22 protein-coding genes and 1 pseudogene are annotated in these 19,576 nt (G+C 43.0%); 13 read left to right on the forward strand and 10 right to left on the reverse strand.

Going from position 1 to position 19,576, the window contains the following annotated elements; genetic code table 11:
* Positions 1 to 6: 6 nt before the first annotated feature.
* The 5 genes from C8D97_RS16215 to C8D97_RS16235 all read left to right on the forward strand — a co-directional run bounded on the left by C8D97_RS16215 (position 7) and on the right by C8D97_RS16235 (position 2,690).
* Positions 7 to 597 carry an MBL fold metallo-hydrolase gene (locus C8D97_RS16215; RefSeq protein ID WP_109764849.1) on the forward strand — a complete coding sequence of 197 codons (591 nt, stop codon included), beginning with the start codon at positions 7 to 9 and terminating at the stop codon, positions 595 to 597.
* 151 nt (positions 598 to 748) lie between these two features.
* The gene (locus C8D97_RS16220) at positions 749 to 1,312 is read left to right on the forward strand and encodes a VF530 family protein (protein ID WP_109764850.1); all 564 of its coding nucleotides are present in this window, start codon (positions 749 to 751) and stop codon (positions 1,310 to 1,312) included.
* A 55-nt stretch (positions 1,313 to 1,367) separates the two neighbouring features.
* Positions 1,368 to 1,883, forward strand: coding sequence for a hypothetical protein (locus C8D97_RS16225; protein WP_109764851.1), 516 nt, complete (start codon positions 1,368 to 1,370; stop codon positions 1,881 to 1,883).
* Between the two features lie 2 nt (positions 1,884 to 1,885).
* A complete protein-coding gene (locus C8D97_RS16230) occupies positions 1,886 to 2,308 on the forward strand; it encodes a thiol-disulfide oxidoreductase DCC family protein (RefSeq protein WP_109764852.1) in 423 nt (140 codons plus the stop codon).
* The gene (locus C8D97_RS16235) at positions 2,298 to 2,690 is read left to right on the forward strand and encodes a DoxX-like family protein (RefSeq protein ID WP_109764853.1); all 393 of its coding nucleotides are present in this window, start codon (positions 2,298 to 2,300) and stop codon (positions 2,688 to 2,690) included. Before C8D97_RS16230 ends, C8D97_RS16235 begins: the two co-directional genes overlap by 11 nt.
* Positions 2,691 to 2,765: 75 nt before the next feature.
* Here the strand turns inward: C8D97_RS16235 and C8D97_RS16240 are convergent, their stop codons facing one another.
* The 7 genes from C8D97_RS16240 to C8D97_RS16270 form a co-directional block, all read right to left on the reverse strand.
* On the reverse strand, positions 2,766 to 3,017 hold the full coding sequence (locus tag C8D97_RS16240) for a GlsB/YeaQ/YmgE family stress response membrane protein (protein WP_109764854.1): 252 nt from the start codon (positions 3,015 to 3,017) through the stop codon (positions 2,766 to 2,768).
* A 245-nt stretch (positions 3,018 to 3,262) separates the two neighbouring features.
* Positions 3,263 to 3,586 (reverse strand): hypothetical protein, encoded by a 324-nt coding sequence (locus tag C8D97_RS16245; protein WP_109764855.1) that lies wholly within the window; start codon positions 3,584 to 3,586, stop codon positions 3,263 to 3,265.
* Between the two features lie 108 nt (positions 3,587 to 3,694).
* Positions 3,695 to 4,453, reverse strand: a complete 759-nt coding sequence (locus C8D97_RS16250; RefSeq protein WP_109764856.1) for a hypothetical protein — start codon at positions 4,451 to 4,453, stop codon at positions 3,695 to 3,697.
* Positions 4,454 to 4,838: 385 nt separating this feature from the next.
* Positions 4,839 to 5,750 carry an acyltransferase gene (locus tag C8D97_RS16255; RefSeq protein WP_109764857.1) on the reverse strand — a complete coding sequence of 304 codons (912 nt, stop codon included), beginning with the start codon at positions 5,748 to 5,750 and terminating at the stop codon, positions 4,839 to 4,841.
* Positions 5,751 to 5,763: 13 nt separating this feature from the next.
* Positions 5,764 to 6,009 carry a DUF6489 family protein gene (locus C8D97_RS16260; RefSeq protein ID WP_109764858.1) on the reverse strand — a complete coding sequence of 82 codons (246 nt, stop codon included), beginning with the start codon at positions 6,007 to 6,009 and terminating at the stop codon, positions 5,764 to 5,766.
* A 10-nt stretch (positions 6,010 to 6,019) separates the two neighbouring features.
* Positions 6,020 to 7,939 (reverse strand): biosynthetic arginine decarboxylase, encoded by a 1,920-nt coding sequence (gene speA / locus C8D97_RS16265; RefSeq protein ID WP_245411480.1) that lies wholly within the window; start codon positions 7,937 to 7,939, stop codon positions 6,020 to 6,022.
* A gap of 1 nt (position 7,940) precedes the next feature.
* The gene (locus C8D97_RS16270; RefSeq protein WP_109764859.1) at positions 7,941 to 8,417 is read right to left on the reverse strand and encodes a DUF4124 domain-containing protein; all 477 of its coding nucleotides are present in this window, start codon (positions 8,415 to 8,417) and stop codon (positions 7,941 to 7,943) included.
* A gap of 49 nt (positions 8,418 to 8,466) precedes the next feature.
* Here C8D97_RS16270 and C8D97_RS16275 point away from each other — a divergent pair, with 49 nt between their 5' ends.
* A complete protein-coding gene (locus C8D97_RS16275; RefSeq protein ID WP_109764860.1) occupies positions 8,467 to 8,724 on the forward strand; it encodes an accessory factor UbiK family protein in 258 nt (85 codons plus the stop codon).
* Between the two features lie 282 nt (positions 8,725 to 9,006).
* Here C8D97_RS16275 and C8D97_RS16280 read toward each other — a convergent pair whose 3' ends face one another.
* Positions 9,007 to 10,401, reverse strand: coding sequence for a Na+/H+ antiporter NhaC family protein (locus C8D97_RS16280; RefSeq protein WP_109764861.1), 1,395 nt, complete (start codon positions 10,399 to 10,401; stop codon positions 9,007 to 9,009).
* 323 nt (positions 10,402 to 10,724) lie between these two features.
* Between C8D97_RS16280 and C8D97_RS16285 the strand changes: the two genes are divergently transcribed.
* A complete protein-coding gene (locus tag C8D97_RS16285; RefSeq protein ID WP_109764862.1) occupies positions 10,725 to 10,985 on the forward strand; it encodes a hypothetical protein in 261 nt (86 codons plus the stop codon).
* A gap of 103 nt (positions 10,986 to 11,088) precedes the next feature.
* Here C8D97_RS16285 and C8D97_RS16290 read toward each other — a convergent pair whose 3' ends face one another.
* Positions 11,089 to 12,510, reverse strand: a complete 1,422-nt coding sequence (locus tag C8D97_RS16290; RefSeq protein ID WP_109764863.1) for a sodium/proline symporter — start codon at positions 12,508 to 12,510, stop codon at positions 11,089 to 11,091.
* A gap of 72 nt (positions 12,511 to 12,582) precedes the next feature.
* On the opposite strand from C8D97_RS16290, the gene C8D97_RS16295 reads away from it, so the two are divergent.
* From C8D97_RS16295 to C8D97_RS16320, 6 genes are all read left to right on the forward strand, one after another.
* The gene (locus C8D97_RS16295; protein ID WP_109764864.1) at positions 12,583 to 14,547 is read left to right on the forward strand and encodes an ATP-binding cassette domain-containing protein; all 1,965 of its coding nucleotides are present in this window, start codon (positions 12,583 to 12,585) and stop codon (positions 14,545 to 14,547) included.
* Entirely contained in the window at positions 14,544 to 14,777 is a 234-nt protein-coding gene (locus tag C8D97_RS16300) for a YheV family putative zinc ribbon protein (protein ID WP_210204974.1), read from the forward strand. Before C8D97_RS16295 ends, C8D97_RS16300 begins: the two co-directional genes overlap by 4 nt.
* Positions 14,778 to 14,823: 46 nt before the next feature.
* The gene (locus C8D97_RS16305) at positions 14,824 to 15,387 is read left to right on the forward strand and encodes a hypoxanthine-guanine phosphoribosyltransferase (protein ID WP_109764866.1); all 564 of its coding nucleotides are present in this window, start codon (positions 14,824 to 14,826) and stop codon (positions 15,385 to 15,387) included.
* Positions 15,388 to 15,398: 11 nt separating this feature from the next.
* The gene (locus C8D97_RS16310) at positions 15,399 to 15,665 is read left to right on the forward strand and encodes a hypothetical protein (RefSeq protein WP_109764867.1); all 267 of its coding nucleotides are present in this window, start codon (positions 15,399 to 15,401) and stop codon (positions 15,663 to 15,665) included.
* 410 nt (positions 15,666 to 16,075) lie between these two features.
* Positions 16,076 to 16,597 carry a hypothetical protein gene (locus C8D97_RS16315; RefSeq protein ID WP_109764868.1) on the forward strand — a complete coding sequence of 174 codons (522 nt, stop codon included), beginning with the start codon at positions 16,076 to 16,078 and terminating at the stop codon, positions 16,595 to 16,597.
* Between the two features lie 262 nt (positions 16,598 to 16,859).
* Positions 16,860 to 19,457: a TonB-dependent receptor plug domain-containing protein gene (locus C8D97_RS16320; protein ID WP_109764869.1), complete on the forward strand. Its 2,598-nt coding sequence runs from the start codon at positions 16,860 to 16,862 to the stop codon at positions 19,455 to 19,457.
* 32 nt (positions 19,458 to 19,489) lie between these two features.
* On the opposite strand, the pseudogene C8D97_RS16325 reads toward C8D97_RS16320, so the two are convergent.
* A pseudogene (locus C8D97_RS16325) lies at positions 19,490 to 19,576 on the reverse strand (IS5/IS1182 family transposase); the annotation flags it as partial.

Consider the following 19,576-nt stretch of genomic DNA (forward strand, 5'->3'; position numbering starts at 1 on the left):
TCATTCATGAAAAAATGCCATAACGATAAATTTTATTGCTGGACAGAGTTTAATCCAGAGCGTGATATCGATTTTCACAGTTATGTATGGGTGCGTGAGCAGGGCAATGTTGTGATCGATCCTTTGTCCATTTCATTACATGACTTAAAACATTTGCAGTCACTGGGTGAGACCAGCCATGTGATAGTAACCAATTCCGATCATATTCGTGATGCAAAAAACCTGGCAACAATTCTCGAAGCAAAATTAATTGGCCCAAAAGGCGAGCAGGCAATTTTTCCAATTGAGTGTGATGCATGGCTGGGTGAAGGCGATACACTTATCGACGGCCTGCAGGTATTCGAAATGCAGGGCTCAAAAACACCCGGAGAGCTGGCACTGTTAATTGATAACACCACACTGATTACCGGAGATTTAATTCGATCCCACCAAGGCGGTCGTTTGTGCTTACTGCCCGATAAAAAGTTAACCGATAAAGCTGCCGCCAAAGCATCGGTTAAAAAGCTGGCTCAAATAGATTCGATAAAGTCAGTATTGGTGTGTGATGGCTGGCCGGTGTTTAATGGCGGTGTCAGTTTACTTAAAGATATTTTGTAAATACTCAACTAATTGAACTCAAATGAATAACTGGTAAATAATATAGAAGGCTTTAACAAAATGGCATACTTTGAAAGTGAAACCATCAAAGGCTATAAGACCAAAAGACGTGTATACTTAAGTTAATCAATAGTTAAAGAAATTAATTGCTATGTCGAATGAAACAGAATATCAGAATAACCCGCTACAAGGCGTTGGTTTACAAACCATATTGACAGAAATTGTTGATCATTATGGTTTTAAAATTTTATACGCGTATTTAAATATTAACTGCTTTAAAACCAATCCCAGTATTGAGTCGAGCTTAAAATTTCTTAAAAAAACCGACTGGGCGCGTGAGAAGGTTGAGTCATTCTATTTGTATAAGTATAAAAACTTGCCAAGAGCATCAGCCAAACAGTTTGAGTTACCACCAAGGGATCGCATTATTCCGGAGGATCATAAACCCGGAAAACCTGCTGAGCTGACTTTAAAGCAAGCAGAGAATATTCGTGAAATGCGTATCAAACGCGCGGAGGAAAAAGAGCAAAAAATGGGCAACCGGGCATACGCTCATAAAAAACCTCGTCCTAATAAAGCTGAGAACTTAAAAACAGATAACGCAAAAACAGAGAATTCAAAAACAGAGAGCTCAAAAGCAAAGAATACAAGAACAGAAACTTCAAAAAGCAGCAATCAAGACAGTGATGATCCCTGGGCGAGCTGGAAAAAGTAAGTGTAAACTCAAACAAATAGTTATTCAGTGATTATAATTATGATAAGAGCTAATTATGAATAAATATGTTATTGCCATTGCAGTAATCGCAAATCTTAGCTTCCTGTGCGGTCAGGCGAATGCCCAAAATAAAAATGCATCAGCACTTAATCGCGCTGTTGTAAAAACGACTGAAAGTGATCCTTTACAACCGATTACTCATTTATTTGATGCAATGCGTGAACACGATGGTAAAAAGTTCTTATTGCAGTTTTCTAAGAACGCTATTTTGCAACGAGTCAAACAAGACGGCAGCATTCAGACGTCGAATCTAAAGCAGTTTTCAGAATCCATAGCATCGTCTACCAATTCACTGGATGAACAGTTACTTAGTGTGTCACTGCACAAGCAGGGTAACCTTGCATCTGTCTGGACGCCTTATATTTTTTATCTGGATGGTAAAGTTAGCCACTGTGGTCACAACAGTTTTCAGTTAGTAAAGTTTGCCGGTGAGTGGAAAATTCAGTATTTGATTGATAATGTTTTTGATGGAGATTGCGACGACTTTTCACAGCGATTTAAAGTTAAGTAGTTATGCCTTCAGCTATTGATTCAAAGGATCAAATTATATTATTCGATGGTGTATGCAAGCTTTGTAATGCCTGGATAAAATTTATCATTAAGTACGATAAAGAAAAGCAATTCAAATTATGCAGTGTTCAATCGTCACAGGGTAAAACCTTGCTCAAACGGTATGGATTACCCACTGATCATTACGAAACCATGGTTTTGGTAAAAAATAAAAAGGCATATCAAAAAAGCAGTGCATTTTTAAAGGTTATTCAACAAATATCATACCCCTGGAAAGCCTTAATGATTTTTAAAGTCATTCCAGAAAAACTGCGGGATTGGCTGTACGATCGTATCGCTTTAAATCGATACAAATTATTTGGCCGATACGATCATTGCCAAATCCCTTCGGCCGAACATTCGGAGCGTTTTATTGATGACAAGTGACTTATCCAAACATATTGAGTGCATTTGTCGATATGGTTTAGGTTTTTTATTTGTATACCATGGCTTAGCTCCAAAAATCATTTGGTTAAGCCCTGTAGAAATTAGTTTGGTAGAAGCTAGCGGTTCACCTTTTTCTGCAACATGGTTATCTCCACTGGCAGGCGTTTTAGAAATACTTTTGGGAGTAAGCATTATTTTATTCAGGCGTATTCTAGCGCCTGTTTATATCGCAATAAGTGTATTGATTATGCTACTAATTTTTGTGGCGTTTACTATCCCTACCTTACTTATTGAAGCCTTCAATCCCATTTCGACCAATGTATTAGGTATAGTGTTAGGTTACTTAGTGATTAAACTACATTACTATAACGTCAAAAATTGATTTGACGTTATAGTTTTTAGGTGCGTTTTACCACGGCGGTTATGTCTTTATCTAAAATAATTTAACTCAAAAAAGCTAAGCTTTTTTAATCAGTCGAACTATAAATAGTAATAAAGCCGCACCAACGGTCGCGGTAATAATGGAACCAATTAAACCGCCTGCAGAAATGCCAAGATACGCAAAGACATGGCCGCCAATAACCGCGCCTATAATGCCGATGACAATATTACCCAGTAATCCAAAGCCACCGCCTTTTATCATTAAACCGGCCAGCCAGCCTGCAACAGCACCAATCGCCAAGAAAATAATCAATCCAGTTATATCCATGTTGTCACCTATTTATAATTATTGATGGTTTATTTAATAACGTAAGTAGCTTAAAACAGCAAGTCTATCGGGTTGATTGTGTGAACTGACGTCTAAAGCGATTGCATCAGTAGTCTTTGCTGCATGGAAGGACTGGCAGAAACTTTAAGTTCTTGTAACCCATGGGACAGCTCATGTACTTGTTTTAGTGAGCCTTTAAAATGTATGTATCTCAATTGTAATGAGAATAGATCTTTCAACGTTGATTACTGATCGGTACTTTTCACATCAGAATAACCAGCGTATAAAACACCAGCGTTTTCCATACCAACTCCTACACTTGTAACTATTCCATTTTTACGCCACGTTAAATGATAAGCGTCTGTTTTATGAGTTATTTCAAGATCAAGCTCAGCGACTAAGGTATGTTGACTATCGAAGTACTGAATCAGATAGTTGCCAGCAAATGTATGATCGTTATTTCCTGAAGCTATTCCTGTGCCACGACCATAATCAGCATGGATCCATTCCGCTATAAGTTCGCCTGAATTATTACTTTTTCTATATTGGACGTGTCCTATGTTGGGCATGGTTTGCTTCCTGCTATTATTAATAGGGTTAATATAATGGATAAGATTAATTTGATAAACACAAAAAAGCCCGCTTTAAGCGGGCTTTTTAGAAACATTCAAAAAGGCTTACTTCTTGCCTTTTTTCTTTTCTTCTTCAGCGGCCGTTTTGATTAACTCGATGATTTCTTCGTTAATCGCAGGTACTTTTTCTAAAGAGTCTTTGTCGTCCGCTTTTTTGGCTAACTGGTTGAACTGTTCGTTCGCCAGTTTGTTAAGAGCGGTGTATTCTTCAGAAAGCTCGACGGCTTTTTGCAGAACTTCTTTTTGTTCTGCAACAGTGGTTTCAGCGGTTTGCTTCTCTTTACGAAGCTTTTTGCTGACATCTTCGGCTTGCTTACGCGCTTTAGATTCGTCCATTTTTTCTTTCTTAAGCGCTTTCATTTTCTTCACTACGTTTTCTGGCGTGTCGGCCAGTACTTTAGTGATTTGTTTCAATTCTTTTTGCTTGTCGGCCAACTGAGCTTTTACTTTTTTCAGCTCATCGGCGTTATTTACACGATTGGCTTCCATGGATTGTTCGGCTGCTTCTTTATCAGCCAAAGCTTGTTCTTTTGCCGCTAATGCTTCTTTAGTGGCTTTCTCTGCCGCGTCAACTTTTGCCTGCATTTCTGCGATGGCGGTTTCGGCTTTTTCTTGTGCTGACTTAATTTCGGCGTCAGCGTTATTTCCGATGTGGATCGCTTTGTTTAAAGCGGCTTCCAGTTCTTCAGGCGTGTACTCTTCAGCTAATCCAAGACCTTTTGCAGCGGTCTGCATAAGGATTTGTTTATTAATGGCCAGCTCTTTCCATACCTGTAGTTGTACTTCGACACTTGCTTGTTCCAAATGTAGTCTCCTCTACTGCTTAAAATTTGCGCGGAATAATACAAGAAAAGTAATGAAATATCTAGGAAAGTTGAAAAAATAAGCAAAACAAATCCATTTATTTCAGTCAGTTTGTTTTTTGTTCAAGATGCCAACTTGCCTAATGTATTGATATATATAGCTTATATTAAATTTTTAATGTGTTTTGGTGATATAAAAAAAGTTAGGCTAGATACGCTACTGCAGCGTATTTTTCGCTATAAAACTCCTGTTTTTATAAATAATCACTGATTAATGGCTAAAATAGGTTGTTTCTGGAGGTTAAACGTTTTTTTGCATAATTTCAGGGCGATAAAATTGACTGCAGCACGGTCTATGGCGTGGTTGCAGCCACCTGGTTATTTTATCAGCGACCTTGGTTAGAGGACGGATTGTGTTGGTCAGTCAGTCGTTGTAATTGCGCGTCTTTTGATTGCCACACTTCGTTTAACCAACTCTGCACTTTAATGCGCGTTTCATTACTGGTCATATCACCAATAATGGTCGGATCAATTTCAAATACTTTTATCACCACGTTTATATCGCTGATTTTTGCGGTTAAAAAGTCCCAGAAACTTGGGCTGCCTTCCGGATAGTGAATGGTCACATCCACCACCGTGTGCATTTGCTCGCCCAGAATTGATAATACTGTGCCAACGCCACCGCTTTTGGGTTTTAATAAATGCTGAAACGGACTGTTTTGACGCTTTGCTTTGGCGGCGGTGAAGCGGGTGCCTTCAACAAAATTCATTACCGAAATGGGTATGTGCTTGAATTTTTCACAGGCGCGTTTTGTGGTTTCCAGATCCTGTCCTTTTTTATGCGGATATTTTTTAAGGTAGGCTTTGGTATGACGTTTCATAAACGGAAAGTCGAGCGCCCACCAGGCAACGCCCAAAAACGGCACAAAAATTAATTGCTGCTTTAGAAAAAACTTGAGAAAGGGAATTTTGCGGTTAAATAACCGCTGCAAAATGTAAATATCCACCCAGGACTGGTGATTGGCAATTACTAGATACCAGTGGTCGCGTGAAAAGTTAACATCTTCGGGCCACTCAACATTGATGCGGCAGTGATTGTTGGCCAGCAAGCTGTTAAGGGTGATCCAGCAGGAGGCTGACCAATTTAATACGGCGCTGATGACACGGCGAATAAAAGGAATTGGCAGCAAGAATTTAAGCAGCGATAAAGCAATCACCGGAATAATCCAGAACAGGGTATTAACGGCAAACAAAACAAAGCTGGTAACGCCAATAACATGGCGAACAAGTGACATCATAGTGTGAAGACTCTTATTTGGAGGATTGCTTAAAAGATTGCTTAAACAGATTCTGCCAGAAATCTTTTTGCAGCTCGGCCATTTTTTTCACATCGTCAGGCATAAACTGTTGCAACAGGGTGACCGGATCGTATTCACCCGATTCGATCTTCTGTTTTGCCTGTTCCAGCAATGCCTGATGGATCTCGGATGTATCCGGCAGGCCGAAAAACCGTCGCCATTCTTCAGGCGTAGCGTCAATTTCAAAATTTACTTTCATAGGTTTTGCCCTAGTCTTCCAGATAGGTGTAGCCCTGTAAGCCGTCGCTCAGCTCTTCCAGATAGGTTTGCTGATCAGCGTCACTCAGCTCACTGTTGGCCAGTTGACGTTTGTAATGCTCTGCCAGCTTAGTGTCGTCGAAGTGTACCACTTTTAATGCTTCACTGACGGTATCGCCTTCGGTGTATTCCTGTTCTTCAAAATTACCGTCGGCTTTTAGATCCAGATGCACACTGTGGGTATCACCAAACAGGTTATGCAAGGCACCAAGAATTTCCTGGTAAGCACCCACCATAAAAATACCCAGCTTGAAGTTTTCATCCATGGGTACATCGGGCAGTAACAGACTGGACTCGATTGATTGACCATTAACGTAGCGTTCGATACGGCCGTCGGAATCGCAGGTGATGTCTTTGATAATTCCACGACGGGTTAATGGCTCATTGAGGTAATGGATCGGCAATACCGGAAATATTTGCTCGACGCCCCAGGCATCGGGCAATGATTGAAACAAACTGAAGTTACAAAATAATTTATCGGCCAGTTTATTGTTCAGTTCCGATAAAATTTCATCGTGGCCGGCAATATCGCGGTTCAACAAGGGATAAATTTTTCGGCAAATGGCAAAGTAAAGCTGCTCACTGCGCGCCCATTCTTCAAGACTGATGGATTCGTGGGTGTACAGCATTAGCGCTTCATTTAAATAAAACACCGCTGAATGATAGGCTTCGGCGACATTCTCTTCATCGATACTCTGGTAGTGACGCCATAAGTTTTGCAACACATTGGCTTGTGCATCATCAACCGGCACCGGTTCATTTAGTCCGGGCGCCTGTTCATTGTCAAACATATTGGTGATGAGCACTGCGTGGTGCGCGGTTAACGCCCGTCCCGATTCGGTAATAATTTCCGGATGCGGTAACTCGAATTTATCCACCACATCGATAATGGTTTTGACAATGGTGTTGGCGTAAGCCTGCACCGAATAATTCATTGAGCAGTAGGAAGGTGACTGAGTGCCTTCGTAGTCCACACCCAAACCGCCACCAACATCAATCACTTGCAGCGGCAGTCCCATGCGTTGTAATTCGACAAAATAACGCGCACACTCTTTGACGCCTTTTCGAATGTCGGCAATGCTGGATATTTGTGATCCCAGATGACAATGCAATAATTTAAGGCAATGCAGTTTGTCGTATGCGGCGAGTTTTTCCGTCAGTTTTATAAGCTGACTGGGAGATAAACCAAACTTGGATTTTTCGCCGCCTGTGTCTTGCCAGTTACCTTTACTGATGGCGTACATGCGAACGCGCACACCAAGCATGGGATCCACGCCCATTTTTTCCGCTTCCTGCATTACCAGGTCGAGCTCGTGCAGTTTTTCCACCACAATAAACACCCGGCGCCCCATTTGCTGGCCGATTAAAGCGGTGCGAATGTATTCCCGATCTTTGTAGCCATTACATACCACAACGCTTTGTTTTGGCATGTCTGTGCCGAGCACGGCAAGCAGTTCCGGCTTGCTGCCCGATTCAAGGCCAAAGCGCTCCTGTCCGTGTTGTGCCAGTTCATTAACCACAGCGCGTTGCTGGTTAACTTTAATGGGGTAAACACAGGTGTATTTATTCTGGTAACTGTTTTCCTCTATAGCCTGATCAAAAGCATCGGCAATGTGATCAAACCGCTGCCGTAAAATATTGCCAAAACGCAACAGCATGGGTAAAGGCTTTTTATCCAGAGCCAGTTGATCAATGATTTTGTGCAGTTTGTGCTGGTGGGTTTGATCGTTATGTTGCGAAATAACCACCATGTCGCCGTCTTGATCGACGTCAAAAAAACCATCGCTCCAGGAGGAGATATTGTAGTTTTCTGCCGCTCGCATGGGATTGTGAGCGACTTGATTGGAGGTTACAGAAGGTTTGTTGATCACGTTAGGGTTCACACTGTTGTTTAATGTTGCTTTTTAAGTTTTCGATAAACTGCTCACGCTGTTCATCGGTGTAATAAAATCGTTTGCCCGACTTATCATAATCGTAAATGACATTGGTATGCTGATATTCAGTCAGTTCATTTCGCATTACCTGGCATTCACGCTGTTGCTTCTTTTTAGCGGCTTCTGCGCGGGCTTTCTCTTGTTGCTTTTGCTGGCGTTTTTCACGTGAATTGTTCAGCCATTTATTGGCGTTACGGATGCGTTGTTGCGCGCTGACTGACTTAGTTTTTGCGGTTTCCTCTTTGGCTTCGGGTAATGCCAGTTGTTCGGTTTTCTTTTGATCTTTAGGTGGCTTGTCACTGTAGTGAACTTTGCCGTTTTCATCCACCCATTTGTAAATTTTGCCCGCCGTAGCGTGCGGTAAAACAAGCGGCAAAGCAAGCAGCAATGCCAATGTCCTTTTATTGAATTTCATGGTCACTCCGTTATAGTAGTAGGCTTCTCAAATTACCCGTTGATTGAATATGATAGATGCGAAGATTATAGATGATCTGGCGAATAAAATGTCACAAATAATTCCGCCAGAATTGAAAAATAAACACGCCGAGATGCAGCAACAGTTTAAGCAATTACTGCAGGCTCAGCTCGGCAAAATGGATTTGGTGACGCGGGAAGAGTTTGATATTCAAACCAAAGTGTTGCAAAAGACCCGGGCGCAATTGCAACAGATGGAAAAGCAGCTTGCGGAGCTGGAGCTATCGCAACAAAACAAGCCGGACTAGCTCTTTCTTATTAGGTGATTGTTGCTGGATTGATTATTAACCGGATTATCTCTTGTCCAGCAACGGTTTCGGGCAAACCTTTCCTAAAAAGTCTTACCCTGATAACTCATAGACAGATAACACGTAAAAAGATATTACGTAATCAAATATCTCTTAGTCAGATATCCCTTAGCCAGATATCGTTTAAACCGATTTCTCTGCACCTGCCAGCGGGGTTTACGCTGTATTTGGAATAAACCCTGCGAGACTTATATCTGGGCCTTGATCAACCTGAACTCAGGATCAAAACCAGAGGCTGGCCAGCAGATACAGTGCAATGGTTGCCCCACCGGCAGTCAGCGCGTAAGGCAACTGAGTTTTAACATGATCAAGGTGATCGCAGCCGGCCGCCAGTGACGACACAATGGTGGTGTCGGAAATCGGTGAACAATGATCGCCAAATACCCCGCCACCCAATATGGCCGCCAATATTAACTCCGGCGGTATCCCCATGGTTTGAGCGATTGGAATGCCAATGGGGATTAAAATACCAAAGGTGCCCCATGAGGTACCGGTGGTAAACGAAATAACGCCGGCGGCAATAAATATCAGCGGAGTTATCGACCATATGGGCATATTGCCGCTGACCATTTGCGCCACAAAGTCGCCAGTGCCGAGCGCTTTCATGCTGGCACCCAGTGCCAGAGCAAGCATTACCGTGGTAACCAACCCCAGTAATTTGCTCATGCCCTCAAAACCCCAGCTGACCAGAGTTTTATGTTTCAGTTTTTGCTGGAACTTAAGTAGCAGATAAGCCACCAACAATGCCGATAAGGTGCCCCATAAGACCGCTTTGGAGCCGGAACCATTCAGCAAACCATCACTAAAGGTTATGGCGGCGTCTGTAGTTTTCGCCAATGCCTGATAGCCGGTAAACCACATAAAAAAGACTATGCCGCCTATCATGGTGAATAGCGGCACCAGCATGTAGCGTTTTCGGGTGGGCGGCTCCTGAACCTCAAGCGCGTCTTCTCGCACCCGGTTTTCAGCGTGTTTCATGGGGCCGTGAACGCGATTACTCAGTACCGTATAAAACACCAGCGTCAGGGTGATCAAGGCGTAAAAATTAAGGCCAATTGAGCCAATTAACACCTGATTGCTGTTCGCCAGTGAATAGTCGCCGATAAGACTTAGCACATAAGCGCCCCAGGCATTGAGCAGAATAATGACCGAAATAGGCGCACAGGTTGAGTCAATAATATAAGCCAGCCGCTCGCGACTCATATTGAAGCGATCGAATAGATTACGTGCCAGTATGCCCGAGGTTAGAACACTTAAATTGGTTTCGATAAAGATAAACATGCCCATAAACGTCGGCAGCAGACCAACTTTTCTTGGCGAATTAGCCAGCCCTTTATTGGCAACCCACTGAACAAAAGCACTGACCCCGCCGGATTTTTGCATCAACGTCAGCAGTGCACCAACCAACAAGCTAAACAACAGGATCCGGGTATTGCCGGCGCTGTCGAATACCGATACCAGTCGTTCGGCGGTGGCGATAAAGCCCAGTCCGGGATGAAACTGGTGCAATAGAAACTCGGCGCTGAAGATGGCAACAAATAACGCCAGAATGACTTCTTTTTTCCAGACAGCAATAACAATTGCCAAAACGGGGGGAAGGAGGGTCCACCACTGCATGTTTTATTCTCGTTGTTGGATGTGTGAGCTTATGGGGAAGATTGTAAAGCCATTTGACGAACAAATTCACCACTTATTGGTAAAAACTGCCAAGTTGCTGTTTTAGCTTGCAGTAAATAATTAATAATATCAATAAGTTATAGTTTGGCACACTAATCGCAATTCTCTTTAATAAGCAAGACAGTATTAAGTAAGACACTGTTAAGTAATACAGTCTTAAACAGCACTGCGGCATTAAGTGGCTGCAAAACTCGTTTTATTCAATCAGGTTTGAGGGGCGGGTTATCACTGTTGTTATCGATTTACCATTAAAGGAGAAAACCATGTTGTATTTGATTGTTGGAATTGTGTTGGGTGCTGCGTTTCATGAGTTCTGGCACGAGCTGTTTCAAAAATGCCGTAACAAAGTCAATCAGTGGACGGCTGGTGATAATGTTAAAAATGATAGCTACAAAAAAGACAATGCCAATAAAGAGAGTGCTAATAAAGAGAGCACCAAAAAAGATGGTGACGTGATGGAAGGCGAAGTGGTTGAGCCGGAAACAGAGTCTTCCACTCAGCAGAAGCAGGCGCCCCAAAGCTAGTGGCTATTAAAAAACTTTGTTTATTTAAAAGCGCAATCTATAGCCCCTGATGAATTCTCATCAGGGGCTATTTAGTTGTAGCGGAAAGAACCTGACGGTTTTATCAGGATTTCAAGTTATCAGTGGTTGCGAGTCGTTGTGAGCCGAAAAAGGCGATCAGCATAGCCACAATAAAAGGTACCCAACGTTCGGCCACATCGCCCGGTAAATTGGCCGTACTGTTAATGAGCACAGTAAGGCCGAATCCGGCGAGCAGGGTAGCCAGTACCGTTTTATTACTGAGGTGGCGCTGGCAGAGTCTTGCAATCAATACCGGACCAAAACTGCTGCCGATAGCATGCCAGGCAAACAACACCCGATTGAATATACTTTGATCGAGAAAGATGGCTAACACGGATGCGGCGACACAAACGACTACCACGGCAATGCGTCCCATCATTATTCCCTGACTGTGTTTTGCTTTGGTGTCGTAAGACATGGCTGAAGACACCACCAGAATTTGTGAGTCGGCGGTGGACATAACGGCCGATAAAATGGCGGCGATCATAATGCCTGCCACAACCGGCGAGAACAGGTGTTGGGTGGCGTTAAAAAATACCGATTCGTTATCGGCAAGCACCGGAAAAAAACTGCGCGCACACCAGCCAAGTAATAACATGCCACTGTACACCACAATCGCCCAGCCCAGTGCAATCAAACGCCCCTGTTTCAGGTTACGCTCATCTTTAAGCGCCATAAAACGGTTTACCACATGGGGCTGCCCAGGGTAGCCATTACCAATCCCCATAATGCCGATGACAAAACCAAGCGCTGCAATACCACCGTGAACGCCGGTAAAGCTGGTAAAGCCGGGATCGGACACCTGATGCATAACCTGATTAAGCTCGCTAAAGCCGCCTATTTGAATCAAGGCGGCGACCGGTAAGATAATCGCCGTAACACTCATTAATAAACCTTGCAGTGTGTCCGTGACACTGACCGCCCAGAACCCGCCGAGCAGGGTATAAACCATGATGATAATGGCCCCAAGAATAATGGCGTTGGCAAAGTCCATATCAAAAACGCTGCTGAAACTGGTGCCGGCGGCTTTAAATTGCGCCGCTATATAAAAGGTGAAAGAAAACACGATGATCATAATGGCGGCGCGTCGAATGGTATCTGCCAGCGGTGCTTTCGGTTCGGTTACCAGTAAGTCGGTGACGGTGATGGCGTTTTCCTTAATACTGAGGTTGCGAATGCGCGGGGCAACCCAAAACCAGTTCACCAGAAAGCCGGCAATCACCGAAGGAAACAACCAGATTGCCGAGTAACCCCATAAATACGCGGCACCACTGACACCAAGCAGAGTCCACGCCGAACTGGAGCTGGCGCTGGCACTGATGGCTGCAACCCAGGCGCCGAGTTGACGGCCGCCAAGAAAAAAATCACTGGTGGAGTTGTTTTTATGACTGGCCCAGAAGCCAATGCCAAGCAAGGTTACTTTGTAAATCACCAGGGTAATCAATACAATAGTGGCGTCTGCCATAGGGGTAGTCTCTTTTTTATTGTTGTGACCTGCGGAAAGCTAACTCTAGCAGGCCTGAGATGTAATGACTATATGATCACCTTTTCCAATGTTTCTTATTCGCGCGGTGCCAAAACTCTTGTAAAAGATCTGGATACCACGTTATTCAATGGCGAAAAAATCGGCATTGTCGGCGCCAATGGCTGTGGCAAGTCGACGCTGTTTCAGTTGATGCTGAACGATCTGCATTGCGATACTGGTGATGTTGAAATTCCGGACAAAATTAATATTGCTCATGTGAAACAGGAAACGCCGGGGGTTGATCAAAAAGCCATCGATTACGTGCTCGATGGTGATCAGCAATTGCGACAGGCACAGCAACAATTAAAACGTGCGGAAACTGACAATGATGGTGAAGGCATTGGTGAAGCCCATCATCTATTAGAAACGGTGGGCGCTTATGATGCCGAGTCGCGCGCTGCCCGATTGCTTTACGGACTGGGGTTTAGTGATGAGTTAATGCAGACCACGGTGGCAGAGCTGTCCGGTGGGTGGCGCGTCAGATTAAATCTGGCGCAGGCTTTAATTCAGCCATCGGATCTATTATTGCTCGATGAGCCTACCAATCACCTCGATCTTGATGCGGTATTCTGGCTCGAATCCTATTTAAAAAGTTACGCCGGCACCTTGATGATTATTTCGCATGATAGAGATTTTCTTGATGCGATAGTTGATCGGGTGATGCATTTTGAAGTGGGTCAGGTAAAAATTTACAGCGGTAACTATTCGCAGTTTCTAAAAATTAAAGCAGAGCAAGAAAGCCTGCAAGCAAAACAGTTTGAAAAGCAACAAGCGAAAATTCAGCATTTGCAGTCATTTATTGATCGCTTTAAAGCGAAGGCGAGTAAAGCAAAACAGGCGCAAAGTCGGGTTAAAGCCTTAGAAAAAATGGCGACGGTTGAAAACTTTTCGGTCAGAGAGCGTTTATCTTTTGATTTTTTTGAGCCAAAACACAAACCCGATCCCTTGCTTAAATTTTCCAACTTATCCTCTGGTTATGAGGATCTTATTATTCTTGAAAAGATTAATTTATCGATCCGTGGTGACAGCCGAATTGGGCTTCTGGGTCGTAATGGCGCTGGCAAATCCACCTTATTGAAAACCATTGCGCAAACTGAAGTAACGACCAGCGGCGAACGCGAACAAAGCAAGCATTTAAATATTGGTTATTTTGCACAGCATCAACTGGAGCAATTAAATGGCCAGCAAAGTGCATTTGCGCAGATGCAACAGCTTGATCCCAATTTAACCGAACAGCAGGTGCGAAATTATCTGGGCGGTTTTGCTTTTCACGGTGAAAAAGTGTTCGATGAAGTATCGCAGTTTTCTGGCGGAGAAAAAGCAAGGTTGGTTTTGGCGTTAATGATTTATCAAAAACCGAATTTAATATTGCTGGATGAGCCAACCAATCATCTGGATATGGAAATGCGCGATGCGCTCACCATGGCGATCCAGAACTTTTCCGGCGCTGTGGTTTTAATATCTCATGACCGTTTTTTACTGGATGCCACGGTGGACGAGTTGTATCTGGTGGACAGTGCAAAGGTTGAACCTTTTAATGGTGATACTCAGGCGTACCATCAGTGGTTAAAACAAAATCGCTGGGGCAGTGATAAGTCGGTGGATACTGAGGAAAAATCTGCCGAAAAAACGGCAACATCTGGAGCAAATGATTTATCAGCGGTTGATCGAAAAGCGCAAAAACAACAGCAGGCAAAGCTTCGTCAGTTATTGGCGCCACTTAAAAAGAAGTTGCAACAAACCGAGACTAAAATGGATAAGTTACAACAGGCGCTGGCAGAGGTAGAAGATAAAATGTCGGATACTTCATTGTATGATGACGATCGAAAAGACGAGTTAAATGAGGCGATTCAACAGCAGGCGTCCATTAAGACCGAGCTGGAAGAGGCGGAAATGATCTGGCTGTCGGCTCAGGAAGCGTATGATGAAAAGAGTGAGCAATTGACCGAGCAACTTAATTCCGGAGAATTGATATGACCAAACGATTTATTGCCGGTGCCAGCTGCCCCGCCTGCCAGAAAATGGATACAATAGTGATGTATCTTGAGCAAGGAAGTAAGGTTTTTGAATGTGTTGAGTGTGGTCATAAAGAGTTATTGTCTGACGGCCCAAATCAATCTTCGGAGGCTTCCAAAACTAAACCAGCAGCGACAAAGACGCCGGATAAGGATACTATGATCCAGTGGATTTCAATTGATGAACAATAATAATCAGTTGAGCCAGTGACTATGGGCTTAACCGCGAAGGAAAATTATGAGCAATCCAGAATTAGTTGATACCGTTAATGATATTTTAAAGCAGGCGGACTGTCTGTTTACTAAAACGGAAGTGGAGTTAGCGATTAATAAAATGGCTAACAACATTAATTTAGAGCTACACGATAAAAACCCCATCGTTCTTTCTATAATGAACGGCGGACTTATTTTTGCTGGTCAGTTGTTAACGCAATTGAATTTTCCGCTTCATATAGATTATTGTCATGCGACACGTTATCGCGGTGAAATGTCGGGCGGTGAGTTACACTGGAAGGCATTGCCTCAATTAGCATTGCTCGATAGAACGGTATTAGTGGTGGATGATATTCTTGATGAAGGTCATACCTTGCAAGCCATTTTAAATGCGATTAAAGCGCAGGGTGCTGAACAAGTGTATACCGCGGTATTGTTAGATAAGCAGCACGAACGTAAAGCAAACCCTGATTATAAGCCGGACTTTGTCGGTTTAACCATTCCGGATCGTTATGTGTTTGGTTATGGCATGGATTACAAAGAATATTGGCGAAATGCGCCGGGGATTTACGCTGTAAAGGATCATTAAGGAATTAAACTATGACTCAAGAGACAACTCGATCAGTAAAATTAAGTGCGATCCCCAGTCATGTGAAAATGATTATGGAATCGATAAAGTCATTCGCAAATGATGGTTTGTATTCGGTGGATGAACTGGAGCGGATCATAACCATTGCCATTGAAGATGGCGAAATAGATGCCGATGAACGACGCGTGCTGGCAACAGTATTAAATAAAGCGAAAGATATTCCGTTTGACGAAGAAGTGAAGCCTTATATTACGTCTTTAAGAAAACTGTATTTGTAATTAGAGCGTGTTTATCTTTCATTATTTGAGATGCAGGTGGTTATTTTATGACACAACAAGGCAGAGGGAGTGATGAATAGTTATTCTATTTAAACGACCGATAACGCAGTTGTGTCATAAAATAATCCCTGCCCGAAGGGTTGAGGCTAAAATTAAGCCACTCTTTGTTGAGAATTTCTTATTTAGAATAACTAAACCTCAAAATTCACGCCGCGATTGGCTTAATTTTAGCACTCAACATCTCAAAGAATGAAAGATAAACACGCTCTAGTTTGTTAAAACCAAAAGACTATAAACAGCTCATTTTAAACAAAATTAAAATCTAGTAAAAACGGCTTTGATGTCTTGTTTATTTTTTCCTGTGATCTATAGATTATTAATAGGTCTTTAGTATCAACAGGAGTGAGCGTATGAGACGGTTGTATTATATTGCGGATGATCTTAAAACCACGGAAAATATTGCCAAATCATTATCCCGTTTGAATGATTTTGCCTGGCGTTATCATGTGATCAGTCAGGATCAACAAGGGCTTACTCAACACAATATACGCTGCGGTCAGTTCTGGCATCTTACGGACAGCGCCCGACAGGCTGAGCAAGGTGCGCTGATTGGAATGATAGCGGGTGTCATAGGCGCAGGCTTTTATGCCGCATTTAATCCCCAATTGTTACCCTTACCAATTTCAAGCTGGCTGGCCTATATTTTAGTTCCTGCCATTGTCGGTGGATGGGCAGGTGCCTTCTGGGGAGCACGATCACAACATTACCAATTAAAACGATTTGATGAAGAACTTAAATACGGCGGTTATGTGGTGATGATTGATGTGCCCAAAAATCAGATGCAGATGGTGCATCAGTATTTGATCAGTCGGGTTAATAACCTGAAAGTTGCAGGCGACAGCTCGGCCTATGCTATTCCGTTTGCCTCATAAAGTTCTCATTCAGTTATAAATCACCTGATTTCTGTTCCAGTGACTATTTACTCCATTAATATTGTGCAATATTCACATATACTCTTGTTAATATTGCACAATATTAGCGTATAGGGTATTAGTTGGGAGTTACGCTCTAAAATATAACAATTGCGAATATCTCTCGAATAAATAGCTAAACTATAAGAGCACTTTTAAGAGCACTTTTGCTTCCAAATGTGAATCATCTGTAGACCATCGAGAAATTACTGGGGATAAATGAATGCGACAAACCTGGCTTTGGGCCTGTGTTCTTACTGCGATAGTCGGTAAAACAACACAAGCATCACAACCAGACCGTTCGAATGAAGAACAAAAAATTACGGTAACAGGATCATTGATCAAGCAGAATGACGATGATGGTCCTGCACCCATTTTTTCTATTTCTGCCGACGACCTTGCGCGGTTGGGTCATACCAATTTATACGATGCCTTGATTGCATTGACGGCACAAACAGGTTCGTTGCTCGAAGGCGATCAATTTCCTAATGGGTTTACCTCGGCTGCTCAGGCTCTCAATTTACGTGGCTTTGGGCCAGGCCGTACCTTAGTTCTGGTTAATGGTCAGCGACTGGCTTTAAACCCTACACCATACCAGAGTGAGTCCAACTTCTTTAACTTTGCCATAATTCCAACCGTCGCCATCGAGCGGGTGGATGTGCTGACCGATGGCGCTTCGGCGATATATGGATCAGACGCCATCGCTGGTGTAATCAATGTAATTTTGCGTGAAGAATATGATGCCCATCAACTGAAGTTGACCTACGGTGATACCCAGCGTGGTGGCGGTGAGTCTTTTAAGCTTACTGGCGGTAACAGCTTCCACAACAATAAAGGCACCCTTACCTTTGGCTACCAGTGGGAAAAACGTGATCCCATTTTTGCAGAAGACAGAGGCTATTTATTGAATGTTGAGCCGGATCTGATTCCTCCTACTATTGGTATGTTTGATTTAAATCTTCGACAGTTTGTGCTGCCTTCCGCTGATGCATGCGAGCCGCATGTCGCGCGCCCTGTTATAACTAATGTAGGGGATTTCTGTACTCGAGGAACCCGTCGCGAAGAAAACCTGAGAAATAAACGCGATACGTTATCCTTGTTTTCCCACGGAGAAATATCCACTCAATACGGGAAGTGGTTTGCCGATGTTCTGTTATGGGACAGTGAAACCGAAGTGCGTTCTTTTCCATTATTCTGGAACGGCATAGTGCCCAATCAGAATAATGAGGATACCTTTGTCATCCGTGAATTTAGTGCAGAAGAAACCGGCAGTCAGGATAAACAGTTCGATGAGCAGGCGTTGTCAATCATCGCCGGTTTTGAAGGCGTGGCCAGTTTATTTGATTATAAAGCCACTTTTTCATTTAGTGACTATGATAGCAATCGCCATTTACCTTTATTCCGTAATCAGCAAATAGAAAGCTTTTTTCCAGCTTCGGAAGCTATTTTTGATCGCTATCAACCCTCGGATTTTGATGGCGTTATAGGCAACAGTGTCAGTAATGCCAACTCAAAAGCTTTGTCTTTGTCTTACTGGATGTCTGGCGAGGCCTTTAAAGTTAACGGCAATAACAGCCGTTATGCGGTAATCGCTGAGTGGAATAAAACCCGTTATCGAATTGATATTGATGATACCAGCGCAAATTTTGGCTGGTTCGGTTTTGGCGGTTCATCTGGTATCGGTACCCGTGATCGTTATGCTTTAGGTGCAGAGTGGTTGCTGCCACTCATTAAAGACAGTGCAATAGGCGATTTGGAACTGACTCTGGCTACTCGATGGGATGATTATCAGGACGATTCCGGTGTCGATAACGCCAAAACCTGGAAAGCTTCACTTCAGTGGAAACCGACTGATGATTTAAGTATTAATGCGGTCCACAGTACCAGCTTCCGAGCGCCCGATATGCACTACCTGTTTGCCAATAACACGCTTTACTTTACTGATGTCATCGACTTATTTGAATGTATCAATATTGGTGACAACAGTTTTAATGCCTGTGAAAATAATACCGACTATTTAACCAACATCCCGGTTGAATGGGCAGGCAATCAGGAACTGGAAGAGGAAACGGGAAGCACTCAGACCATTGGAATTTTCTACAATCCTGATGAAAGCCTGTCCATGTCGCTGGATTATTATCAGATTGAGCTTGAAAGTCAGGTTGGACTGCAACTGGAGTCGCAATATTTATTATGGGAGTCGCAGTGTGCTTCTGGTGAAAATTATTCTACAGGTGAATCTGTCGATCCTAGTTCAGAGATTTGTATTGATGCAAATAATCGAATATCGCGTAGTAATGGGGTATTAGAGTTAGAAAACTCACCGGTTAACCGTGCCTTCCGCAAGCAATCTGGTGTTGATTTAGGCGTTAACTGGTTGTATGCAACCAATGAAGCAGGCTCATTTGGTGTGGATTTGCAACATTCACAAATATTAAAAACGGAAATTCAACAGCTAACATCTGAGCCATCCACCTATGATGGTGATTTTGAAAACAGCCCTCGAAGTGGTGAAGTTAAGTCGAGAACAAACCTATCTCTATCATGGGCTATCAATAATTGGTCAACGGCTTTGTCTTTTTATCGTAAAGGGTCTAAAGTTAATTTCGATGGCAGCAGTAAGTTACCCGCATGGACCATCACTAATTTTATCCTTAAAAATGAGTTGGATAGACATCAGGATATAAGTTTAGTTATTAGAAACTTAACGGATAAGAAGCCACCAATCGATACCGCAAGAATCAACTGGCCCTATTACGATCGCAGTCAATACGATGCCGTCGGACTGGAATGGTTTTTGGAGTATGAAGTTAGGTATTGATTATAATGGTTGGCTTTGAGTTTATAATTTGCTCAACAATAGATAGGCAACCAGACCATAACAAATGCCAAAGCGACCATACTGTGATAATTTCTTGCCAACTTGTCGTATCGAGTAGC

Origin of the sequence: Pleionea mediterranea (assembly GCF_003148745.1) — a bacterium.
Taxonomy (GTDB): domain Bacteria; phylum Pseudomonadota; class Gammaproteobacteria; order Enterobacterales; family Kangiellaceae; genus Pleionea; species Pleionea mediterranea.